19 protein-coding genes are annotated in these 20,261 nt (G+C 51.6%); 11 read left to right on the top strand and 8 right to left on the bottom strand.

What is annotated here, in order from left to right; genetic code table 11:
- Nucleotides 1-9 precede the first annotated feature (9 nt).
- The 4 genes from NM96_12715 to NM96_12700 all read right to left on the bottom strand — a co-directional run bounded on the left by NM96_12715 (nucleotide 10) and on the right by NM96_12700 (nucleotide 3,979).
- Nucleotides 10-1,233, bottom strand: a complete 1,224-nt coding sequence (locus tag NM96_12715) for an iron ABC transporter substrate-binding protein (protein AVR80054.1) — start codon at nucleotides 1,231-1,233, stop codon at nucleotides 10-12.
- Between the two features lie 72 nt (nucleotides 1,234-1,305).
- Complete coding sequence (locus NM96_12710) at nucleotides 1,306-2,352, bottom strand: iron ABC transporter permease (protein ID AVR80053.1); 1,047 nt, start codon at nucleotides 2,350-2,352, stop codon at nucleotides 1,306-1,308.
- Between the two features lie 38 nt (nucleotides 2,353-2,390).
- Nucleotides 2,391-2,669, bottom strand: coding sequence for a hypothetical protein (locus NM96_12705; protein ID AVR80052.1), 279 nt, complete (start codon nucleotides 2,667-2,669; stop codon nucleotides 2,391-2,393).
- Nucleotides 2,670-2,863: 194 nt separating this feature from the next.
- Nucleotides 2,864-3,979: an iron ABC transporter substrate-binding protein gene (locus NM96_12700; GenBank protein AVR80051.1), complete on the bottom strand. Its 1,116-nt coding sequence runs from the start codon at nucleotides 3,977-3,979 to the stop codon at nucleotides 2,864-2,866.
- Between the two features lie 258 nt (nucleotides 3,980-4,237).
- Here NM96_12700 and NM96_12695 point away from each other — a divergent pair, with 258 nt between their 5' ends.
- Entirely contained in the window at nucleotides 4,238-5,074 is an 837-nt protein-coding gene (locus NM96_12695) for a glutathione synthetase (protein AVR80050.1), read from the top strand.
- A gap of 93 nt (nucleotides 5,075-5,167) precedes the next feature.
- Here the strand turns inward: NM96_12695 and NM96_12690 are convergent, their stop codons facing one another.
- A complete protein-coding gene (locus NM96_12690) occupies nucleotides 5,168-5,818 on the bottom strand; it encodes an HAD family hydrolase (protein ID AVR80049.1) in 651 nt (216 codons plus the stop codon).
- Nucleotides 5,819-5,973: 155 nt separating this feature from the next.
- On the opposite strand from NM96_12690, the gene NM96_12685 reads away from it, so the two are divergent.
- Entirely contained in the window at nucleotides 5,974-6,978 is a 1,005-nt protein-coding gene (locus tag NM96_12685) for a quinone-dependent dihydroorotate dehydrogenase (GenBank protein AVR80048.1), read from the top strand.
- Between the two features lie 76 nt (nucleotides 6,979-7,054).
- On the opposite strand, the gene mviN is transcribed toward NM96_12685, so the two are convergent.
- Nucleotides 7,055-8,596 carry a murein biosynthesis integral membrane protein MurJ gene (mviN, locus tag NM96_12680; GenBank protein AVR80047.1) on the bottom strand — a complete coding sequence of 514 codons (1,542 nt, stop codon included), beginning with the start codon at nucleotides 8,594-8,596 and terminating at the stop codon, nucleotides 7,055-7,057.
- Here mviN and NM96_12675 point away from each other — a divergent pair.
- From NM96_12675 to NM96_12655, 5 genes are all read left to right on the top strand, one after another.
- Nucleotides 8,541-8,771 carry a magnesium transporter CorA gene (locus NM96_12675; protein ID AVR80046.1) on the top strand — a complete coding sequence of 77 codons (231 nt, stop codon included), beginning with the start codon at nucleotides 8,541-8,543 and terminating at the stop codon, nucleotides 8,769-8,771. The two genes, mviN and NM96_12675, sit on opposite strands and share 56 nt — an antisense overlap.
- 35 nt (nucleotides 8,772-8,806) lie before the next feature.
- Nucleotides 8,807-9,505, top strand: coding sequence for a disulfide bond formation protein DsbA (locus NM96_12670; protein ID AVR80045.1), 699 nt, complete (start codon nucleotides 8,807-8,809; stop codon nucleotides 9,503-9,505).
- Between the two features lie 195 nt (nucleotides 9,506-9,700).
- Entirely contained in the window at nucleotides 9,701-10,855 is a 1,155-nt protein-coding gene (locus NM96_12665; GenBank protein ID AVR80044.1) for a GTPase ObgE, read from the top strand.
- 85 nt (nucleotides 10,856-10,940) lie between these two features.
- Nucleotides 10,941-11,708: an HNH endonuclease gene (locus tag NM96_12660; GenBank protein ID AVR80043.1), complete on the top strand. Its 768-nt coding sequence runs from the start codon at nucleotides 10,941-10,943 to the stop codon at nucleotides 11,706-11,708.
- Between the two features lie 17 nt (nucleotides 11,709-11,725).
- Nucleotides 11,726-13,147 (top strand): cysteine--tRNA ligase, encoded by a 1,422-nt coding sequence (locus tag NM96_12655; GenBank protein ID AVR80042.1) that lies wholly within the window; start codon nucleotides 11,726-11,728, stop codon nucleotides 13,145-13,147.
- A gap of 83 nt (nucleotides 13,148-13,230) precedes the next feature.
- Here NM96_12655 and NM96_12650 read toward each other — a convergent pair whose 3' ends face one another.
- Entirely contained in the window at nucleotides 13,231-13,764 is a 534-nt protein-coding gene (locus NM96_12650) for an acyltransferase (GenBank protein ID AVR80041.1), read from the bottom strand.
- A gap of 264 nt (nucleotides 13,765-14,028) precedes the next feature.
- Between NM96_12650 and rpmE the strand changes: the two genes are divergently transcribed.
- Together rpmE and NM96_12640 are read left to right on the top strand one after the other, a co-directional pair.
- Nucleotides 14,029-14,244 (top strand): 50S ribosomal protein L31, encoded by a 216-nt coding sequence (gene rpmE / locus NM96_12645; GenBank protein ID AVR80040.1) that lies wholly within the window; start codon nucleotides 14,029-14,031, stop codon nucleotides 14,242-14,244.
- A gap of 169 nt (nucleotides 14,245-14,413) precedes the next feature.
- Nucleotides 14,414-16,066 (top strand): hypothetical protein, encoded by a 1,653-nt coding sequence (locus tag NM96_12640; GenBank protein AVR80039.1) that lies wholly within the window; start codon nucleotides 14,414-14,416, stop codon nucleotides 16,064-16,066.
- Nucleotides 16,067-16,297: 231 nt separating this feature from the next.
- Here NM96_12640 and NM96_12635 read toward each other — a convergent pair whose 3' ends face one another.
- Nucleotides 16,298-17,248, bottom strand: a complete 951-nt coding sequence (locus NM96_12635) for a bile acid:sodium symporter family protein (GenBank protein AVR80038.1) — start codon at nucleotides 17,246-17,248, stop codon at nucleotides 16,298-16,300.
- A gap of 408 nt (nucleotides 17,249-17,656) precedes the next feature.
- On the opposite strand from NM96_12635, the gene gltS reads away from it, so the two are divergent.
- Both gltS and NM96_12625 read left to right on the top strand, forming a co-directional pair.
- Nucleotides 17,657-18,877 carry a sodium/glutamate symporter gene (gltS, locus tag NM96_12630; GenBank protein ID AVR80037.1) on the top strand — a complete coding sequence of 407 codons (1,221 nt, stop codon included), beginning with the start codon at nucleotides 17,657-17,659 and terminating at the stop codon, nucleotides 18,875-18,877.
- Nucleotides 18,878-19,001: 124 nt separating this feature from the next.
- Nucleotides 19,002-20,009: a hypothetical protein gene (locus tag NM96_12625; GenBank protein AVR80036.1), complete on the top strand. Its 1,008-nt coding sequence runs from the start codon at nucleotides 19,002-19,004 to the stop codon at nucleotides 20,007-20,009.
- Nucleotides 20,010-20,261 lie beyond the last annotated feature (252 nt).

Below are 20,261 nucleotides of genomic sequence, written 5' to 3'. Positions count from 1 at the left end.
AGACGGCCTTTAAGCAAAGAGGGCGGCAAACCAGTTTTTAATACGTTGCCATAGTGACGGTTCGGCGACGGTTTCGGCTGATGCCGCAACAGTGTCGGCAGCCGCTTGTTTGTTGCAGTCTTCCAAACCGTCGCAACCCAAACGGATAAAGAAAGTACCCTGCGGCTCGACTGGCAGGTATTTACGGTGGAATTCACGGTAGGTCTCTTCCGGATTCACATCGGCAAAGGCTTCGGGATACAACGCTTTGGCGATAAATTGGGCGGATGCCAAATCGGAAAGCGAACGCGAAGCAGTATGGTAAATGCCGAACACACGGCCGTTTCGGACAGCGGGAATTTCCGCCCAACCGGCACGCCGGATGAAACCCTGTAAGCGTTTTTGCGCTTCGGCGGCTTCGATGCCGATGCCCATCGCCATTGCCGTCGGCTGCTTCAGTCCGGATTCGGTGCCGGAAATAATCACAACGTCGGGCTTGGCGGCAAGAAACTGCTCGGGATTAATCGCCCCCCAGTCTTTGATGAAGGCTGCGGCAATATTGTCGCCGCCCACTGTATCGGCAATCGCACCCCACATATTTTTGCCGAAAGTAAAGCTATGTTCGGCAGGACCCTTGTCTCCGAACTCGATATAGATTTTCGGCTTGGGCTTGCCCGCTTCGGCCACGCGTTTTTGAATGTCGGCCATGCCTTGGGCGTATTCGTCGGCAACCTGCCCTGCACGCTCCGGCGTACCGGCGATTTCGCCGAAAAGTTTGGCACTGGCGGTATGGCGTTCGACCGTTTGCGCATTGAAATCGACCACAACCACCGGAATGCCGGCTTTTTCGAAACGCGGCATTTCTTCTTTCAACACGTCATACTGCCAATCCGCCAACACCACCACATCGGGTTTCATTGCCAAGGTTTTCTCAAACGAAAATGTACCGGCGTTCACATTGCCGATGTCGCCGATGTTTTGCAGCGAAGGGATTTTGGCGCGGTAGAGCGACCAACTGCCGGGGTTGAATTTCTCCCAAAATTCGCGCGAAATACCGACCACATTGTTAAATTTATCGACACCGGATACGGCAATATAATCAGGATAATAAAAGCCCAGCACCACACGTTTGGCAGGCACATCGACCCGCACTTCGCGCCCGCGTACATCGGTAAGCGTTTTCACTTCGGCACAAACACCCTGCACGGCAAGACTGAACAAGGCGGCGGTTAAAATACGGCAAATAGGTTTCATTGGTTCTCTCTGTAAAATAAAAAAAAACAGTTTCAGACGACCCCGTCGCAACAAAAGACCGTCCGAAAAAACTTACCGCTTGGACAATACAATCCAAAAGAAAAACGGTACGCCGACAAACGACGTAACGATGCCCACAGGAAACAGCGCGCCAGGGATAATCACCTTGGACAACACGCTGGCGACCGATAAAAACGCCGCCCCCGCCAGCATCGCGCCGGGCAGGAAAAAGCGTTGGTCTTCGCCCAAAAGAATCCGCGCCACATGCGGCGCGACCAGTCCGATAAAGCCGATCACGCCGACGAAACTGATTGCCGTCGCCGTCATCACCGCCACCAACACCAGCGTTTTCAGGCGCAAAAGTTGCAGATTGATGCCCAGCCCGACGGCGCGTTCTTCACCCAAACGCAGCGCGGTCAGCTTCCACACATCACGCGAAAGCAACAGCACGCACACCGCCGTAACCGCCGCCGTAACCGCAACCGTCTCCCAAGTCGCCTTGGTCAGGCTGCCGAACAGCCAAAACAAAATCTGCTGCGAAATCTCAGGCGCGGCGATAAACTGAATCAGCGACAAAATCGACTGAAACAGAAACAAAAGCGCAATCCCCACCAGCACCAACATCGCCGAGTTGAAGCGGCGCGCCGAGGCAAACAGAAACAAGATACCCGAAGCCAGCATGGTCATCACAAACGCGCCGATGGGGACGGCGACCGTTTCAGGCAGCCCGAAACCGCCGAACGCAATCACTACCGACGCGCCCAAACCCGCCGCCGCCGCCAAACCCAGCGTATAAGGGCTGGCCATCGGGTTGTTCAACAGCGTCTGAATCTCCGCCCCACCGACGCCCAAAGCCGCACCGACTACCAGCGCCATCACCGCAATCGGCAGGCGCAAATCCATCACAATCAGGCGGTTCATTTCATCGACTTCGGGTTTGCCCAGCAAAACATTGACTACTTCGCCGACAGGCAGCGTGTCCGTCATCGCAGGGCCGGTGGCGATGTCGAATAGGAAACTGACCGCGGCGATGGCTAAAAACATCAACACAATCAACCAACGCTTGCCTTCCAACTTGCGCTGGTTTTTCACAATCTCGGCGACAACCGAATCATTCATTTTTTAAGCCTTTGAAATTAGGGAACAGGGTCGGACATCTATGCCTGACCATCTCTTTTGTCTGTATCCGTTTTGAAAGGGTGGTTTTTTGAAAATCGGGATAACGGAAGTCCAAACGGCTTTACCCTCTCCCTAGCCCTCTCCCACGGGGAGAGGGGATCAGATAACTGAAATTCAACTATTGTTGTGATTCCCTGCAATTTGTTCTCTTTCCCACGGAGAGAGGGTAAAGTCCGACCATTGTTTTGATTTTCTGCCATTTGTTCCCTCTCCCCGCGGGAGAGGGCTAGGGAGAGGGCAAAAACAGTCAAACCCACCTGAAGCTTCCTATTCGACAAGACGGAAATTCGTAGCGTGGGCTTCGCCCGCGAAAACAGGAAACCTCATACCGTTTGCCATCATTTCCGCAAACGTCATCCGTGGGAAAAGCCCACGCTACGCTGTACAAAACCCACGCTACTTTCAGACGACCTTCCACATAAAAAGGTCGTCTGAAATCAGCAAACCAGCCTTATTGCCCTTTCGGATACAGGTAGAACGTACCATTCGGCACGACCGGCAGGTTTTGGCGGTAGAAGTCGATATAAGTCTTTTCAGGATTGAAGTCTTTGAACAACTGCGGATAAATCGCTTTGGCCATAAATTGAATCGATGCGCCGTCGGAGAGCGTGCGCGAGTTGGCGTGGTAGGCGGCGTAGAGGCGGTTGTTTTTAATCGCAGGCAGGTTCGCCCAGCCGGCGCGTTTGGCAAAACCGGCCAAGCGTTTTTCCGCTTCGGCTTTCGGAATGCCCCAGCCCATCACCATGGCGGTCGGGCTTTTCTTCAATTCGGTTTCGCGGCCGGTAATCACGATGACGTCGGGTTTGGCGGCAAGGACTTTTTCAGGGTTGATCGGGCCGTAAAACTCAACCGAAGAAGCGGAAATATTGTTGCCGCCGACCAGCGTTGCCATCGAACCCCACATACTCTTGCCGAAGGTTACGCTGTGTTCCGCAGGGCCTTTGTTGCCGAACTCGACATACACTTTAGGCTTGGGCAGGTTGGCTTTTTGTACGCGCGCTTGGATGGTGTCGGCGATGCGTTTGTAGTCCGCCGCCAGCTTGTCCGCTTTTTGCTGTTGGCCGGTCAGCGTGCCGATAAGCTTGGTCGATTGGATGTGTTTGGCGACCGTTTGCGCGTTGTAGTCCAACACCACAATCGGAATGCCCGCTTTGTTGATGCGGGCAAGGTCGGAACCCAAAGCCTTATACTGCCAATCCGCCAGAATCAGCAAATCGGGTTTCAATGCCAATACTTTTTCAACGGAGAACGTGCCGACTTCCACCTCGCCCACGTCGGCAAGCTGGTTCAACTTGGGCACGGCTTTGCTGAATGCCGCCCAGCTCGGCGGCGCCCAGTCTGCCCAAACCGCTTTGGAGAAGCCGACCACATTATTCAGCGCGTCCTTGCCGCCGATGGCCATGTAATCTTGATAATAAAAGCCCAAAACCACGCGTTTGGCGGGCAGGTCGACGGTTACTTTGCGGCCGTTGACATCGGTAATTTGAACCGGTTTGGCATGAGCGGCGGCAGTGCCGAATGCCAATGCGGCGGCGAGGGCAAGGGAAGAGAAGCGCGAAAGTTTCATTAGAGTAAAATCCTTGTAATAAATAATGTTATATATAATTTGCATATGAATAAGAATCTTTATTATTTATATGCGAGACTAATGGATTTAAAATAAACGGAAAAGTTCCGTTATTCAGGGAAGTTTTTATTACAAACGTGATGGTGTTTATTGTTCAGAAGACGCCTGTCGTTTGCCCGATAAAAGGTCGTCTGAAATATCAAGCAAAGACATAACCCCTTGTCAATATTATGTCATTTCATTTTTCGAAAGTCCGCCATGCTGACGATTACCACCTACCTCACCTACCCCGAGCCGCCGTCCAACCTGCTGCCGTTGGCGGATGCGCTGACACGGAACGGCATACCCACCGCCTTCGCGCCTTGGCAAAACCGCCCGAAATCCGCCTTTATCCTGCCTTTGTGCGCATGGGATTATGCGGCGGAGCCTGAAGCATTTGGGCAGTGGCTGACCGAAGCGGAAGCGTGCGGGCAAAGGTTTATCAACCCCGTCGGGCTGATGCGTTGGAACATGGACAAACGTTATTTGTGCGATTTGGCAGAATGGGGGGCGGACGTGATTCCGAGCGTGCAGACGTCGTCTGAAAAAGAAAAATTGGAAGACATTTTAAAAAATCGGGGCTGGCGGGAAGCGGTCGTCAAACCCGTTATCGGGCAGAGCGGGCGCGGCGTGGCGAAAATCAGGGCGGGAGAAGTGTCGTTGAAGGCGGAGGATTATCCGCAAGGCGTCATCATCCAGCCTTATATCCGCGAAATCGAAACGGCGGGCGAAACCTCGCTGGTGTTTTTGGACGGGCGTTTCAGCCATGCCGTACTACGTATGCCGCCCCACGGCGAATGGCGCGCCAATTCCGCCTACGGCGTCGCCGTCAGCCCTGCCGCGCCGCCGGAAAAAGCAGTCGAAACCGCACGGCAGATATTGGACATGCTGCCTGAAATACCGGCATACGCCCGCATAGACGGGACGCTGATCGGCGACAGGTTGCTGCTCAACGAATTGGAACTCGTCGAACCCGCCCTTTACCTGCATACCGCTGAAAACGCGGTTGCCGATATGGCGCAGGTGGTGAAGCGCGTTATCGCGGGCAGACGATAAAGAAGTTCATGCTAAAAGGTCGTCTGAAAACAAAAGTAGCGGGTTTTCAGACGACCTTTTTTTAAAATCAGCAAACGAAATGAAGACCACGCATTATAAACGCGCGATAAAGCCGGGCAGCTCGGACAAATCGTTCAAGATTGCCAAATGCGGCCGCGTTGCCAGTTGCGCGGCGGTATGCGCGCCGGTCGGTACGGCAACAGCAGGGGCTTTCGCATTTGCCGCCATATCCAAATCGTGGGTCGTATCGCCGACAATCAAAGTTTGCGAAGGCTCCAGCCCCAATTCGGAACATAAGGCAAAAACCATATCGGGCGCGGGTTTGGACGCATATTCGCTTGCGCAGGCGGTTGCCATCCAAAAATCTGCCGTCCCCGTCTGCATAATAGAACGGTCCAAACCCGTACGCCCTTTGCCTGTCGCTACGGCAAGCCAAAAGCCTTGTTGTTTTAAAGTGTTCAAACAAGGGATGGCTTCGGGGAACAAGGTCATATTGTGATTGTTCGGATTCAGATAATGCGCGGCATAGGTTTCCGCCAACTCTTCGCGCAGGTGTTCGCCCGCATCAGGCGCAAGGCGGAAGATGATTTCGGGCAGGCTGTAACCGATTAAGGCACGGATGGCATCCGCATCGGGGGCTTTTAAACCGCAGTCGGCAAAACTTTGTTGGAACGTACGGATAATTGGGCGAGTCGTATCGGCAAGCGTTCCGTCCCAGTCGAAAATAATCAGTTCAGGCTTCATCAGAAATCCTTTCAGACGACGTTATCAATATGATTGTATAGCGGATTTTAAGACGGTTCAAAACGGCATTTCCTTTGAAGATTTGTTTGGCCGGCAGGAAAATACGGCAGTTTCGGGTAAAATACGGCGGTTTGCCAATCATCCGAAAGAAACCCATGTATTCCCTAGCCCGCAGCCTGCTGTTCAAACTCGATGCCGAAAAAGCCCACCATTTCACCCTCGACGCGCTCAACAAAGTATACAAACTCGGCCTGCTTCCGATTTTCGACAACCGCACCAAGCCCGTCAAACTCATGGGCATCACCCTGCCGAATCCGGTCGGGCTGGCTGCCGGACTCGATAAAAACGGCGAATACATAGACGCATTGGGCGCGCTCGGCTTCGGCTTCCTTGAAATCGGCACGGTAACGCCCAAACCGCAGCCCGGCAACCCGCAGCCGCGCCTCTTCCGCGTTCCCGAACACCAAGGCATCATCAACCGCATGGGCTTCAACAACCACGGTATTGACGCCATGATTCAAAACATCGAAAAAAGCCGTTATCAAGGCGTGTTGGGCATCAACATCGGCAAAAACGCCGTAACCCCCATCGAAAACGCCGCCGACGACTATTTAATCTGCCTCGAAAAAGCCTATGCACACGCAAGTTACATTACCGTCAATATTTCCTCTCCCAACACTAAAAACCTCCGCGCACTGCAAGGCGGCGACGAACTGAGCGCGCTACTCGAAGCCTTGAAAAACAAACAGGCGCAGCTTGCCGCCGCGCACGGAAAATACGTCCCGCTCGCCGTCAAAATCGCCCCCGATTTGGATGAAGCGCAAATCGAAGACATCGCCCACGTTGTCAAATCCGTCGAAATGGACGGCATCATCGCCACCAATACCACCATAGACAAATCAAGCCTCGGCAGTCATCCGCTCGCAGGCGAGCAGGGCGGCCTAAGCGGTCTGCCTGTGCGCGAAAAAAGCAACCAAGTGCTAAAAATATTGACGGAACACATCGACGGCGAGCTGCCGATTATCGGCGTAGGCGGCATTATGAACGGCAAGGACGCCGCCGACAAAATCCGTCTCGGCGCAACCGCCGTCCAAGTGTACAGCGGCATGATTTATAAAGGTCCGGCATTAGTGAAGGATTGTCTGGCAGCGTTGAAATAAGCGCGATTTCCAACACAAAAGGTCGTCTGAAAACCCATATTTAAAGTTTTCAGACGACCTTCCCCATACTTCCGATTTAATGCGTTTCCACCCGTTTGAAATCTCTCGGTCTGAAACCCAACGCGGCCAGCGAAACAAAATATAAACCGCCGCCTATCGCAATCAGGATGCACAACTGCCCTGCTTTGCGCAAACCGCCGACATGCACCCACTCAAACGGCAGGTAAGTCTGCGCCGCCCACAGCCCGCTGCCCATCACGACAAGCGACAGCAGCATTTTACCCAGGAAACTCCCCCACCCTTTACCCGGTCGGTAAATACCGTGTTTGCGTAACAGATAAAACAGCAATCCCGCATTGATACACGCGCCTAGGCCGATGGCAAGCGAAAGCCCGACGTGTTTCAGAGAACTGATAAAGGCGAGGTTCATCAACTGTGTGCAGACGAGTGTAAAGATGGCGATTTTGACGGGCGTTTTAATGTTTTGCCGCGCATAGAAACCGGGTGCCAACACTTTAATCATGATTAAGCCGATTAAACCGAAAGAGTAGGCAATCAGCGCATGTTGCGTCATCTGCGCGTCAAACAGCGTAAATTCGCGGTACATAAACAGCGTCGCCACCAACGGGAACGACAATACTGCCAACCCGACCGCCGCCGGCAGGGTCAGCAGCATACACAGACGCAAACCCCAGTCGAGCAGTCCGGAAAACTGCTCTGTATTCTGATTGGCTGCATGCTTGGACAAAGTCGGCAGCAAAATCGTACCGAGCGCCGCACCCAAAACACCGCTGGGCAATTCCATCAGGCGGTCGGCGTAATACATCCACGAAACGCTGCCCGATTGCAGATAAGAAGCGAAAATCGTGTTGATCACCAAAGAAATCTGCGCCACGCTCACGCCCAAAATCGCAGGCGCCATCTGTTTCATCACGCGGTTGACCGCCCTATCTTGAAAATTCAGCTTAGGCAGTTTCAAAAAACCCAGTTTCGCCAGCCAAGGCAGTTGGAAACCGAGCTGCAAAATCCCGCCGACAAAAACTGCCCAAGCCAGCGCGGTAACGGGCGGATCAAAATACGGTATGAAATACAGCGAAAAGACGATAAAAGAAATATTCAAAAACGTCGGCGTAAACGCGGGAATGCTGAACTTATGATAAGAATTCAGTATCGAACCAACAAAAGAAGACAACGAAATCAATAAGATATAAGGAAACGTAATCCGTAGCAAATCGATAGAAAGCTGGAATTTGTCCGCATCCTTGGCAAAGCCGGGCGCGGAAGCCCAAATCACCCAAGGCGCGGTAAGAATACCCAGCGCGGTAACGATAACCAGGACAAACGACAGCATCCCCGCCACATGGCGGATAAACGCCTCCGTCGCTTCTTTTGAACGCGTTTCCTTATATTCCGCCAAAATCGGCACAAAAGCCTGGGCAAACGCCCCTTCCGCAAATACGCGGCGCAGCAGGTTCGGCAGTTTGAACGCCACAAAAAAGGCGTCGGTCGCCATACCTGCACCAAACGCTCGGGCAATTACCGTATCGCGCACAAATCCAAGTATGCGCGACACCATCGTCAAGCTACCGACCTTGGCCAAAGCCCCTAACAAATTCATCCGTTTTATTCCTTCAAAAGTCCAGACGTCGTCTGAAAGCGCGTATTGTACGACAGAATTGAACAGAACACTTTTTTCAGACGACCTCTTTCAACATCGTCTGAAACCATCATTTCCCTACATGAAACCGTCTTTTTCGCATCAAACCATATATCAAACCGCCAAAATGCAATAAAATCTCCCATTTAACCAAACTATCACGGAGTAAACATGAAACTGAAAGCCTTGGCGCTTACCGCCGCCCTGCTTGCCCTGGCCGCCTGCGACAACAAAGCCCAAACCAGCGTCCCTGCCGACAGCGCGCCCGCAGCCTCAGCAGCTTCCGCTGCACCTGTCGCATTAGTTGAGGGGCTTAACTACACCACACTCAGCACCCCCATTCCTCAGCAACAAGCAGGCAAAGTCGAAGTCCTCGAATTTTTCGGCTACTTCTGTCCGCACTGCGCACACCTCGAGCCCGTTTTGAGCAAACACGTCAAAACCTTCAAAGACGACACCTACCTTCGTACTGAACACGTTGTTTGGGGCGATGAGATGAAGCCGTTAGCGCGCCTTGCTGCCGCCGTCGATATGGCGGTCGCAGACACCAAAGACATTGCAAACAGCCATATCTTTGATGCCATGGTCAACCAAAAAATCAAGCTGCAAGACCCTGAAACCCTCAAAAAATGGTTGGCCGAGCAAACCGCTTTTGACGGCAAAAAAGTCCTCGCCGCCTACGAATCCCCTGAAAGCCAAACCCGCGCAGACAAAATGGCAGAGCTGACCAATACCTACAAAATCGACGGCACGCCCACCGTCATTGTCGGCGGCAAATACAAAGTCGAATTTGCCGACTGGGAATCAGGTATGAAAACCATAGACCTGCTTGCAGACAGAGTACGCGAAGAACAAAAAACTGCCAAGTAATCCCAAAAAAGCAAACAGCCGTCCGAAACCGCGATTTCAGGACGGCTGTTTTCACAAAAAATCCGGCAAAAAACCAAGCGGGACAGAGAAACGGGCGCACATCCCCCATATCCCTTATAATATCCCCCATTCCCATTTTTTCAGACGACCTCCGACACAAAAGGTCGTCTGAAACCCAAAATACAAGAGAACACCATGAAATTCATCGACGAAGCAAAAATCGAAGTCGCCGCAGGCAAAGGCGGTAATGGCGCAACCAGTTTCCGCCGCGAAAAATTCGTACCGCGCGGCGGTCCTGACGGCGGCGACGGCGGCAAAGGCGGCAGCGTCTGGGCAGAAGCCGACGAAAACACCAACACCCTCGTCGAATACCGCTTCGTCAAACGCTACCAAGCTAAAAACGGCGAAAAAGGTCACGGCTCCGACCGCTACGGCGCAGGGGCGGACGACATCGTCCTCAAAATGCCCGTCGGCACCCTCATCCGCGACCTCGACACCGACGAAATCGTCGCCGACCTCACCCACCACGGCCAGCGCGTCTGCCTCGCCAAAGGCGGTAAAGGCGGCTTGGGCAACATCCACTTCAAATCTTCCGTCAACCGCGCCCCGAAACAATCCACGCCCGGCGAAGAAGGCGAAACCCGTTCCCTGCAACTCGAGCTCAAAGTCCTCGCCGATGTCGGCTTATTAGGCATGCCCAACGCCGGTAAATCCACCCTGATTACCGCCGTATCCGCCGCGCGCCCCAAAATCGCCAACTACCCCTTCACCACCCTGCATCCGAACTTAGGCGTCGTGCGCATCGACGAAAACCACAGCTTCGTCATGGCAGACATCCCCGGCCTGATTGAAGGCGCGGCAGAAGGCGCAGGCCTCGGCCATCGTTTCCTCAAACACTTATCGCGCACCGGCTTACTGCTGCACGTCGTCGACTTGGCCCCCTTCGACGAAACCGTCAACCCCGCCGAAGAAGCCCTAGCCATCATCAACGAATTGCGCAAATACGATGAAGAACTTTACGGCAAACCGCGCTGGCTGGTGCTGAACAAACTCGACATGCTCGACGAAGAAGAAGCCCAAGCACGCACCGCCGCCTTCCTCGAAGCCATCGGCTGGGATTACCCCAAACCAGATGACCGCTTCCAATTCGACATGGAAACCCCGCGCCTCTTCCAAATCAGCGCACTGACCCACCAAGGCACGCAGGAATTGGTACACCAAATCAACCAATACCTGACTGAGAAAAAACGCATTGAAGCCGAGAAAGCCGAAGCGGAGCAGGCAGCGGCAAATGTTGAGATTGCCGAGCAGCAGCCTAAAACGGATACTGGCGTGTTTAAGCCGGAGTAAGAAGGATGGTTTCAGACGGACCTTTGACATTAATCAGAATGTCCGAAATTTCACCTATTAGATTTCAACAAAAGGAAGCGTTATTATGGAACTTGAGCTAGTTTCTTCTAAAGAAGAAATTCTCGCTAATTTAATCCGGTTTTCAAATTATCAATTCAGCAAAAATAACTCCCATCGTAATTATTATAAAGACACTCTAAAGAGAGGGAAGATTTTTGTCTTCGCTGATTATGGAGGCAGATACATTTTCTGTCCTAGTAGATTTGTTGGATATAAAAACTGTACCATTCAAAAACACCAAAAAGCCACCAATAAAAACGGTTCTAAAACCACACCCAAAATTAATAGTTTATTGAAAAAGCAACACGATAAAAATGAAAATGCGGAAAATGAATACCAAAAACTTTGCAGAGAACTCAATATTGCTCCTAACGATAAAGAGAGAACATTCTGGGAAATAGATCTCTTGGAGAACATCAATTCCTCTTATACTGGGTTCCCTGATGAAGTAAATCATCAATCAGAATACCAAGAAGGCAGCGTACAACAAGTAATGGTTAATCGATATGAAAGAGATCCTAAAGCAAGGGAAGCATGCTTAAAAAAATATGGTTATAACTGCTCTGTATGTAACTTTAATTTTGAAGATTTCTATGGAGAAATAGGGAAAAATTTCATTCATGTACATCATTTGACACCTGTTTCCAATAATGGTGAACGTTACACAAACCCTGAAAAAGATTTACGCCCTGTATGTCCAAATTGCCATGCTATGTTACATAAAACCAATCGGCCACAACGTATAGAAGATCTCAAACTTCTTATTAAAATTCAGAAAATCATTGATTCATAAACTTTAAGCAAAACACCATGACCACCATCTACAACACCCTTACCCGCAAGAAAGAACCCTTCACCCCCATCGACCCTAAAAACGTGCGTATGTACGTTTGCGGCATGACCGTTTACGACTATTGCCACTTAGGCCATGCCCGCGTGATGGTTGTGTTCGACATGATTGCCCGCTGGCTGCGCGAGTGCGGTTATCCGCTCACTTATGTACGCAACATCACCGACATCGACGACAAAATCATTGCCCGTGCGCCTGAAAACGGCGAAACCATCGGCGAACTGACCGCGCGCTTCATTCAGGCTATGCACGAAGATGCCGATGCTTTGGGCGTATTGCGTCCCGACATCGAGCCGAAGGCGACGGAAAACATTCCGCAAATGATTGCCATGATTGAGACCCTGATTCAAAACGGCAAGGCATACCCCGCCGCAAACGGCGACGTTTACTACGCCGTGCGCGAGTTTGCCGCTTACGGCCAATTATCGGGCAAATCGTTGGACGACCTGCGCGCAGGCGAGCGCGTGGAAGTGGACGGTTTCAAACGCGATCCGCTTGATTTTGTGTTGTGGAAAGCGGCGAAAGCAGGCGAGCCGGCATGGGAAAGCCCGTGGGGAAACGGCCGTCCGGGTTGGCACATCGAATGCTCCGCCATGAGTGAAAACCTGTTCGGCGATACCTTCGACATTCACGGCGGCGGTGCGGATTTGCAGTTCCCGCACCATGAAAACGAAATTGCTCAAAGTGTCGGCGCGACAGGCCATACCTGTGGCCATGACCACGCTCAAACCCACCACGGTCAAAGTATCGCCAGCCACGTCAAATACTGGCTGCACAACGGCTTTATCCGTGTGGACGGCGAAAAAATGTCCAAATCGTTGGGCAACTTCTTCACCATCCGCGAAGTGTTGAAGCAATATGACCCGGAAGTCGTGCGTTTCTTCATCCTGCGCGCCCACTACCGCAGCCCGCTGAACTATTCCGACGCCCATTTGGACGACGCAAAAGGTGCACTGACCCGTCTGTACACTACGTTGAAAAACACCCCTGCCGCTGAGTTTGAATTGTCCGAAAACGCCAACGACTACACCCGCCGCTTCTACGCCGCCATGAACGACGATTTCGGCACGGTTGAAGCCGTTGCCGTGCTGTTCGAACTGGCAGGCGAAGTGAACAAAACCAATGATGCGCACCTCGCCGGCTGTCTGAAAGCCTTGGGCGGCATCATCGGCCTGCTGCAACGCGACCCGACCGAGTTCCTGCAAGGCGGTGCGGTTTCAGACGGCCTCTCCAACGAAGAAATCGAAGACTTAATCGTCCAGCGAAAACAGGCGCGCGCAGATAAAAACTGGGCGGAGTCCGACCGCATCCGCGACCTTCTGAACGAACACAAAATCATTCTGGAAGACAACGCCGGCGGTACGACTTGGCGGCGCGGCTAATTTGCTTTGATACGAAAAAAGGTCGTCTGAAAACATTTTCAGACGACCTTTATATATTTGATTGGAAACCGTGATGTGTGTACTTAATCTTCTAACAGGTTCTTCTTGATGACCGCAGGATTCCCAGCGGCGACGCAATACGGTGGCACATCTTTGGTTACCACAGCCCCTGCGCCGATGACTGCCCCTTTACCTACCCGGACCCCGCCCATAATAATCGCGCGCCGTCCGATCCAAACATCATCCTCAATCACAATCGGATTGACTTCCGTATAGCCCTCATATTTCAAAGTTTCACGATTAAACTTGTGATTATTGGAATAAAACAAACACTCCGGCCCCATCATGACATTATTGCCTATCGTCAAGCCGTAGCATATTTCGCAATTAACGCCGACCCCCGAGTTGTCGCCGATTACGGTATCTGGCATAACATATGCACCCTTTTCAATATTAACGTTTGTACCGATATGAGGCGACACTCTCTTTGCCAAAAAACCACGGACTTTTTTAGCAGGCGTACCCAAAACGCTGCAATAAGACGGCGGCAGTAAACCGCCGATTACTCGCAGAATCAAACCATTTACTCTTGCCTTCATCCCTATACGGTTCCTCATTTCAAATATATTGTCATCAGACCCCTATTTTGCATAAAGTTCAAGAATAAAGCAAAAATTCTCAAAAAATTACCAAAATAAACAATATGATAAATAATTCAGCATCTTATTATCCCAATCATCATTTCAAGAACACAAAAGCAACGCCGACCAACCTCTCTCGGGCAATATCCTCTTGACGGAACAGAAAAAAACAGCGAGAATCCGACTCTTGTCTGAAGCATAGGTACATCCCCTATGCCCGCTTAACCGAAAGGAAACAAAATGAAACAAGGTATCCACCCTAATTACCACGAAATCAACGTTACCTGCTCTTGCGGTAACAAATTCGTCACCAAATCCGCGCTGGAAAAAGACAACTTCAACATCGAGGTTTGCTCTTTGTGCCACCCGTTCTACACCGGCACTCAAAAAATCGTCGACACCACCGGTCGCGTGGACAAATTCAACAACAAATTCGGCAACCTGTTCAAACGCTAATCGCCGCTCTACTGAAATAAAAAGACTGCATTTTATGCAGTCTTTTTTGCTTTATACGTCGTCTGAAAATGCATTTTCGCCAGATTAAAAACCAAATCCCTCCTTTCAGACGACCTCCCGCCGAATCTTTGCTAAACTACACGAAAATACGTTCAACCCCCTCAAAGCTATGCTCACTTACACCTCGCCCGATTCGCGACAACCTGCCAAAACCCATGAAAAACCCTGGCTCTTGCTGCTGATGGCATTTGCCTGGCTGTGGCCGGGCGTGTTTTCGCACGACTTGTGGAATCCCGCCGAACCCACCGTCTTTACCGCCGTCGAAGCCTTAGACGCAGGCGCGACGCCGTTGGTTGCCCATGTGTTGGGGCAGCCGGATTTTCAAATTCCGCCCGTCTATTTGTGGGTGGCGGCGGCGTTCAAACACCTGTTGTCACCTTGGGCGGCGGACGCTTATGATGCCGCGCGTTTTGCGGGCGTTTTCTTCACGATTATCGGGCTGACCGCCTGCGGTTTTGCCGGATTCAACTTTTTGGGCAGGCACCACGGGCGCAGCGTCGTCCTCATCCTGATCGGCAGCATCGGGCTGCTCTCGGTCGCGCACTTCCTCAACCCCGCTTCCGTCGCCTTTGCCGCATCGGGCATGATATTGTGCGGCTTTTCGTTGGCGCAACGCCGCGTCATTACCTCTTCCCTGCTGCTGGGCGGCGGCTGGGCGTTGCTGTCGCTTTCATCAGGCTATCTGATGACCGCCGCGCTGATGTTTTTAGCACCCGCCCTGCTGCTCGATGCGAAATGGCGCGTCAAACGCTATTACCTGACGCTGGTCGGCGCGTTTGCCATCGGACTGCCGCTCTTGACGGTTTATCCGCTCATTTTCTCCAGAACCCAGCCCGAACTGTTTTCCATCTGGCTGCAACACCACTCGCTCGGCGCATTCGGCGGCTTGGGTGGTTTTCAGACGACCTTCAGCCTGTTCTATTACCTGAAAAACCTGCTCTGGTTTACCCTGCCCGCATGGCCGCTCGCCGCATGGACGTTAAGCCGCCCCCGCATCCGCGAAAAAAACTGGAGCGTATTGTGCATTTCGTGGTTCCTCATCGTCCTCAGCATTCTTGCCGTCAGCCCGCAACGCCTGCAAGACAACCTCGTCTGGCTGCTGCCCCCGCTCGCCCTGCTCGGTGCGGCGCAACTGGACGGACTGCGGCGCGGCGCGGCGGCGTTTATCAACTGGTTCGGCGTTATGGCGTTCGGACTTTTCGCCGTTTTCCTGTGGACGGGCTTCTTTGCCATGAACTACGGCTGGCCTGCCAAACTCGCCGAACGCGCCGCCTATTTCAGCCCGTATTACACGCCTGACATCGACCCGATACCGATGGCGGTCGCCCTGCTGTTTACCCCGCTGTGGCTGTGGGCGATTACCCGCAAAAACATCCGCGGCAGACAGGCAGTGACCAACTGGGCGGCAGGCGTTACGCTGGCGTGGGCATTGCTGATGACCCTGTTCCTGCCGTGGCTCGACGCCGCCAAAAGCCACGCGCCCGTCGTCCTCCAAATGGAAGCCGCCCTCTCCCCCGAACTGAAAAAACGGCTTTCAGACGACCTCGAATGCATCAGCATCGCCAACGAAGACCACCGCGCCCGCATCGCTTGGGCGCAATACAGCGACTTGACACTCCATATCGACGACGCTGCCTGCCGCTACCTTCTGGTGCAGCAGCCTAAAAATACCGACGCGCCTCAAGGTTGGACGAAAATCTGGCAGGGTGCGCGCCCGAGAAACAAAGTGGAAGGCTTCGCACTTTTAAAAAGAGAAGAGTAAAAAAGGTCGTCTGAAAAGCAAAATTGCCGGTTCAGTGGAAATACCCTAATTAAGCTGAAAATTTTGAACCTGGTGTCCAAACCATCGGGCTGTACCAATAGAGATTGAAAGGACTGAATCCACGGCAATATGAAAATCAAAAGGTCGTCTGAAAAGCAAAGTTGGAAACCCTACTCTGTTTTTCAGACGACCTTTTGATTATTTATTGAAAACTGAATCGACCACCGCAGCTTATTGTTTACGCCTATCCCACCAAGCGAATAAGTTGCCCAAGACGGTTCCCGATACGGAGTGCCAGACGCAGGCGACGGCGGTGGCGACGGCGGATTCGGCGTTACCCGGGAAGAATTTGGCGCTCAGACCCGTGGCGAGACCGGCGTTTTGTACGCCGACTTCGATAGCGATGGTACGTTTTTTGGCGGTGTTCATACCGGTTAGCGCGCCACTGTAATAGCCGAGGATGTAGCCGCCGATATTGTGTGCGGCAATGGCGAGCACCATAACTAAGGCAGATTCGGCAAAACGGTGTCCGTGGACGGCGGCAACACCGCCGACAATGCAGGCAAAGGCGGCAACGGCAACGGCGGGCATGATGGCGCGAACATCTTCAAACCAGTGTTTTTTGTGCAGCAACATATTGGCGGCAGAGCCGATAACGACAGGCAACAGGGTAACGAGCAACATAAACTTGAACATGCCCCAGCCGTCCATTTCGACGGTTTGTCCCACGAGGTAAGTCATCCACAGCGGCGTCATAACGGGGGCGAGGACGGTAGAGACGGTGGTCATGCCGACTGAGAAGGCAACATCGCCTTTGGCAAGGAAACTCATGATGTTGGACGAAACCCCGCCCGGGCAAGTACCGACCAAAACCAGACCCAGCGTCAATCCGGGCGAAAGGTTGAAGGCTTTGGCGATACCGATGGCGAGCAGCGGCATAATGGTGTATTGGGCAACTGCGCCGATGAAAATATCGAGCGGGCGTTTAGCCAAAATTTGATAGTCTTCTTTGCCTAGAGTCATGCCCATGCCGAGCATAATGATGCCGAGTACGACGACTTGCGTGTCGCCTTTCACCCATGAAAAGGTAGCGGGTTCGATAAAGGCGACGATAGAGGCAAGGACGATAATCAGTGCGGTGAATCGGGTCATTTGCCGGCTGACGGCAGTCAGAAAGTTCATAGTTTGCTCCTTTGTAGGTTGTTATGTATGACAGAGATTGCCATAATTTAACGGATATTAACTTTTCTGTATCATCCTGGCAATGATGGACAGACGTGTGCCAAAGGTCGTCTGAACACTAAGAAAGTACTGTTTTTGATAACGACGTTTTTCTAGAAACCGATTTATATATTGTCAACAATGTTTAATTGACACCTATAAACCATTCACAAACAATCAATAAGTAGTCAAAAGTAATGCCATGATTAAAAAAATATTTCATTTATTTGCTTGGTATTCCGTATAAAAATGTCTGAAATCCTAACTATTCTTTGACAATCTTTAACCCATCCCCTAATATCCAACAGTTTGATTCCGCAAAGCGGATTTAAGAAAAACATTTTTGAGATTTTGAGAGGTAAAACAATTATGGAATGGGAATTTAACAGTTACTACACGTTGATTGCCGCCACATTGGTTTTGTTGATTGGTAAGGTTTTGGTAAACAAAGTCAAATTCCTGCGCGATTTCAACATTCCCGAGCCTGTGGCAGGCGGCTTGATTGCTGCGATTGTCCTGTTTGCACTGCATCAAGCCTACGGCGTGAGCTTCAAATTTGAAAAACCGCTGCAAGATGCATTCATGCTGATTTTCTTCACTTCTATCGGTTTGAGCGCGGACTTTTCCCGCCTGAAAGCGGGCGGTCTGCCGTTGGTGATTTTCACCGCCGTCGTAGGGGCATTTATCATCGTGCAGAACTTTGTCGGCGTCGGCTTGGCGAAGGTTTTAGGACTGGATCCGCTTATCGGTCTGATTACCGGCTCGATTACCCTGACCGGCGGACACGGTACGGCAGGTGCATGGGGTCCTGACTTTGAAAACAAATTCGGCTTGGTCGGTGCTACCGGATTAGGTATGGCTTCCGCCACGTTCGGTTTGGTATTCGGCGGCCTGATTGGCGGCCCGGTTGCGCGCCGTCTGATCAACAAAATGGGGCGCAAACCCATCGATCAAAGCAAACAAAAGGCAAATTCAGACGAACATGCCGACGACGTGTTCGAACAAGCGAAGCGCACCCGCCTGATTACCGCCGAATCCGCCGTCGAAACGCTTGCCATGTTTGCAGCGTGTTTGGCATTTGCCGAAATTGTGGACGGCTTCGACAAAGAATATCTGTATGACTTGCCGAAATTCGTATGGTGTCTGTTTGCCGGTGTCGTCATCCGCAACATTCTGACTTCTGCGTTTAAAGTCAATATGTTCGACCGCGCCATCGATGTATTCGGCAATGCCTCCCTGTCGCTTTTCCTTGCAATGGCGCTTTTGAACCTGAAATTGTGGGAACTGACCGGTCTGGCGGGTCCTGTAACCATCATTCTCGCCGTACAAACCGTCGTGATGATTCTGTACGCGACATTCGCCACCTACGTTTTTATGGGACGCGACTACGATGCGGCGGTTTTGGCGGCAGGACACTGCGGCTTCGGCTTGGGCGCAACGCCGACCGCCGTTGCCAATATGCAGTCCATCACTCAGACCTTCGGTCCTTCGCACAAAGCCTTCTTGATTGTGCCTATGGTCGGCGCGTTCTTCGTGGACTTGATTAACGCAGCAATCCTTTCCGGTTTTGTAAATGTCATTACCAAATAAGTAAGCATTTATAACGTTTCGTTGAAAAAGCACTTGCAACATTTACTTGCTGCAAGTGCTTTTGTTATGATGGTCGTCTGAAAAGCAGTCCGGTCTGGTCTGCAACCGCATCAAGGAGATATTTATGAACAAAAAACTGCTGGCTTTGCCGCTCGTCCTGATATTGGCCGCGTGCGGCAAGGATGAGCCCAAGCAGGCTTTGGAATGCAATCATCCCGCCGCCATCCAAAGCATCAAAACACAAATCCAAAACATTATCCGCCAAGAAGCGCGCGCATTCGCCCGCAACGACAGCCGCCAATTCGTCGATGCGGACAAAGTCATTGCTGCCGGTTCCGAACTGGAAATCGGCTTAAACAATGCCCAACAAATTGATGAAGACAACAAAACCATGTGCGGTGCGGATTTAAGCATCCGAGTTCCTGCCGATGTCCTGAATGCAGCGGAAACCAATAGTCCTTTGATTTACAGCGAAACGACTTTAGCCGAAATACTGGAACAAAAGCTGACAGGCAGTAATTTGAAGTTTGCCGACAATACACTTTCAACTTCCGTACGTTATACGCCTGATAAAGACGGCAACGCTGTTTTGGAAGACAACACTGTCTCCATGACGGCGCGCACGCTGTCCTCGCTGCTGCTGCCCTACGGTGTCAAAAGTATTGTGATGATTGACGGCAAGGCAGTCAGCAAAGAAGATGCTATGAAGTTGTTAAAAGGCAAACACGATGAGCCGCCTGTCGTTTCTCCGGAAGATATTCTGGAAAACAATGCTGCCAGCCAAGCATCGGGCGTGCCGCAGGCAGCAGGATTGGAAACCGAAATCCTGCATCCTGATACAGAAGCGAAACGCGAAGAGCCGTCGTTCTCGCAAAGCGATCTGGACAATGCACGCAGCCAAAACCGCAATGCAGATTCCGAAATTCAAAGAATATGGGACGGAATGGAACATACTGTTCAAAAGGAACTGCTCACCGAACAGCGTGCCTGGATTCAGAACAAGATCCAAAACTGTCAACAGGCTGCCGCCCAGGCTGACAGCCCTGCTCATGCCGAATACCTCAAGCTCCAATGCGACACCCGCATGACGCGCGAACGCACGCAATACCTTCGCGGCTATTCGATTGACTAGACGGATTTTTCTTCCAATCATCAAAAGGTCGTCTGAAACTTTGACTTCAAGGTTTCAGACGACCTTTTTCCTTTTTTCTTTATTTAGCTTTGTCTGATTCATTTGTAATTTTGATACAAAATCCGACGAATTTCGTTTCCATATGAATTGCAGCAGGTAAAACAATAGCGATATGGCAAAGGGGGAAACTCGGCGGCCTCTTTTGTCAAACTCGTTAAAATGATTTTATTTCAATGTATTAAAAACAGAAAA

It is taken from the genome of Neisseria mucosa (assembly GCA_003028315.1).
GTDB classification, from domain to species: Bacteria; Pseudomonadota; Gammaproteobacteria; order Burkholderiales; family Neisseriaceae; genus Neisseria; species Neisseria mucosa.
The sequence above is the reverse complement of the archived record's forward strand: the minus strand, read 5'-3'. Positions and strand labels throughout refer to the sequence as shown.

Bases quoted from the DNA above. Each gene is read 5' to 3' on its own strand.
- NM96_12715 (AVR80054.1), bottom strand. From the start codon at position 1,233: ATGAAACCTATTTGCCGTATTTTAACCGCCGCCTTGTTCAGTCTTGCC.
- NM96_12710 (AVR80053.1), bottom strand. From the start codon at position 2,352: ATGAATGATTCGGTTGTCGCCGAGATTGTGAAAAACCAGCGCAAGTTG.
- NM96_12700 (AVR80051.1), bottom strand. From the start codon at position 3,979: ATGAAACTTTCGCGCTTCTCTTCCCTTGCCCTCGCCGCCGCATTGGCA.
- NM96_12695 (AVR80050.1), top strand. From the start codon at position 4,238: ATGCTGACGATTACCACCTACCTCACCTACCCCGAGCCGCCGTCCAAC.
- NM96_12690 (AVR80049.1), bottom strand. From the start codon at position 5,818: ATGAAGCCTGAACTGATTATTTTCGACTGGGACGGAACGCTTGCCGAT.
- NM96_12685 (AVR80048.1), top strand. From the start codon at position 5,974: ATGTATTCCCTAGCCCGCAGCCTGCTGTTCAAACTCGATGCCGAAAAA.
- NM96_12675 (AVR80046.1), top strand. From the start codon at position 8,541: ATGCGCGACACCATCGTCAAGCTACCGACCTTGGCCAAAGCCCCTAAC.
- mviN (AVR80047.1), bottom strand. From the start codon at position 8,596: ATGAATTTGTTAGGGGCTTTGGCCAAGGTCGGTAGCTTGACGATGGTG.
- NM96_12670 (AVR80045.1), top strand. From the start codon at position 8,807: ATGAAACTGAAAGCCTTGGCGCTTACCGCCGCCCTGCTTGCCCTGGCC.
- NM96_12665 (AVR80044.1), top strand. From the start codon at position 9,701: ATGAAATTCATCGACGAAGCAAAAATCGAAGTCGCCGCAGGCAAAGGC.
- NM96_12660 (AVR80043.1), top strand. From the start codon at position 10,941: ATGGAACTTGAGCTAGTTTCTTCTAAAGAAGAAATTCTCGCTAATTTA.
- NM96_12655 (AVR80042.1), top strand. From the start codon at position 11,726: ATGACCACCATCTACAACACCCTTACCCGCAAGAAAGAACCCTTCACC.
- NM96_12650 (AVR80041.1), bottom strand. From the start codon at position 13,764: ATGAGGAACCGTATAGGGATGAAGGCAAGAGTAAATGGTTTGATTCTG.
- rpmE (AVR80040.1), top strand. From the start codon at position 14,029: ATGAAACAAGGTATCCACCCTAATTACCACGAAATCAACGTTACCTGC.
- NM96_12640 (AVR80039.1), top strand. From the start codon at position 14,414: ATGCTCACTTACACCTCGCCCGATTCGCGACAACCTGCCAAAACCCAT.
- NM96_12635 (AVR80038.1), bottom strand. From the start codon at position 17,248: ATGAACTTTCTGACTGCCGTCAGCCGGCAAATGACCCGATTCACCGCA.
- gltS (AVR80037.1), top strand. From the start codon at position 17,657: ATGGAATGGGAATTTAACAGTTACTACACGTTGATTGCCGCCACATTG.
- NM96_12625 (AVR80036.1), top strand. From the start codon at position 19,002: ATGAACAAAAAACTGCTGGCTTTGCCGCTCGTCCTGATATTGGCCGCG.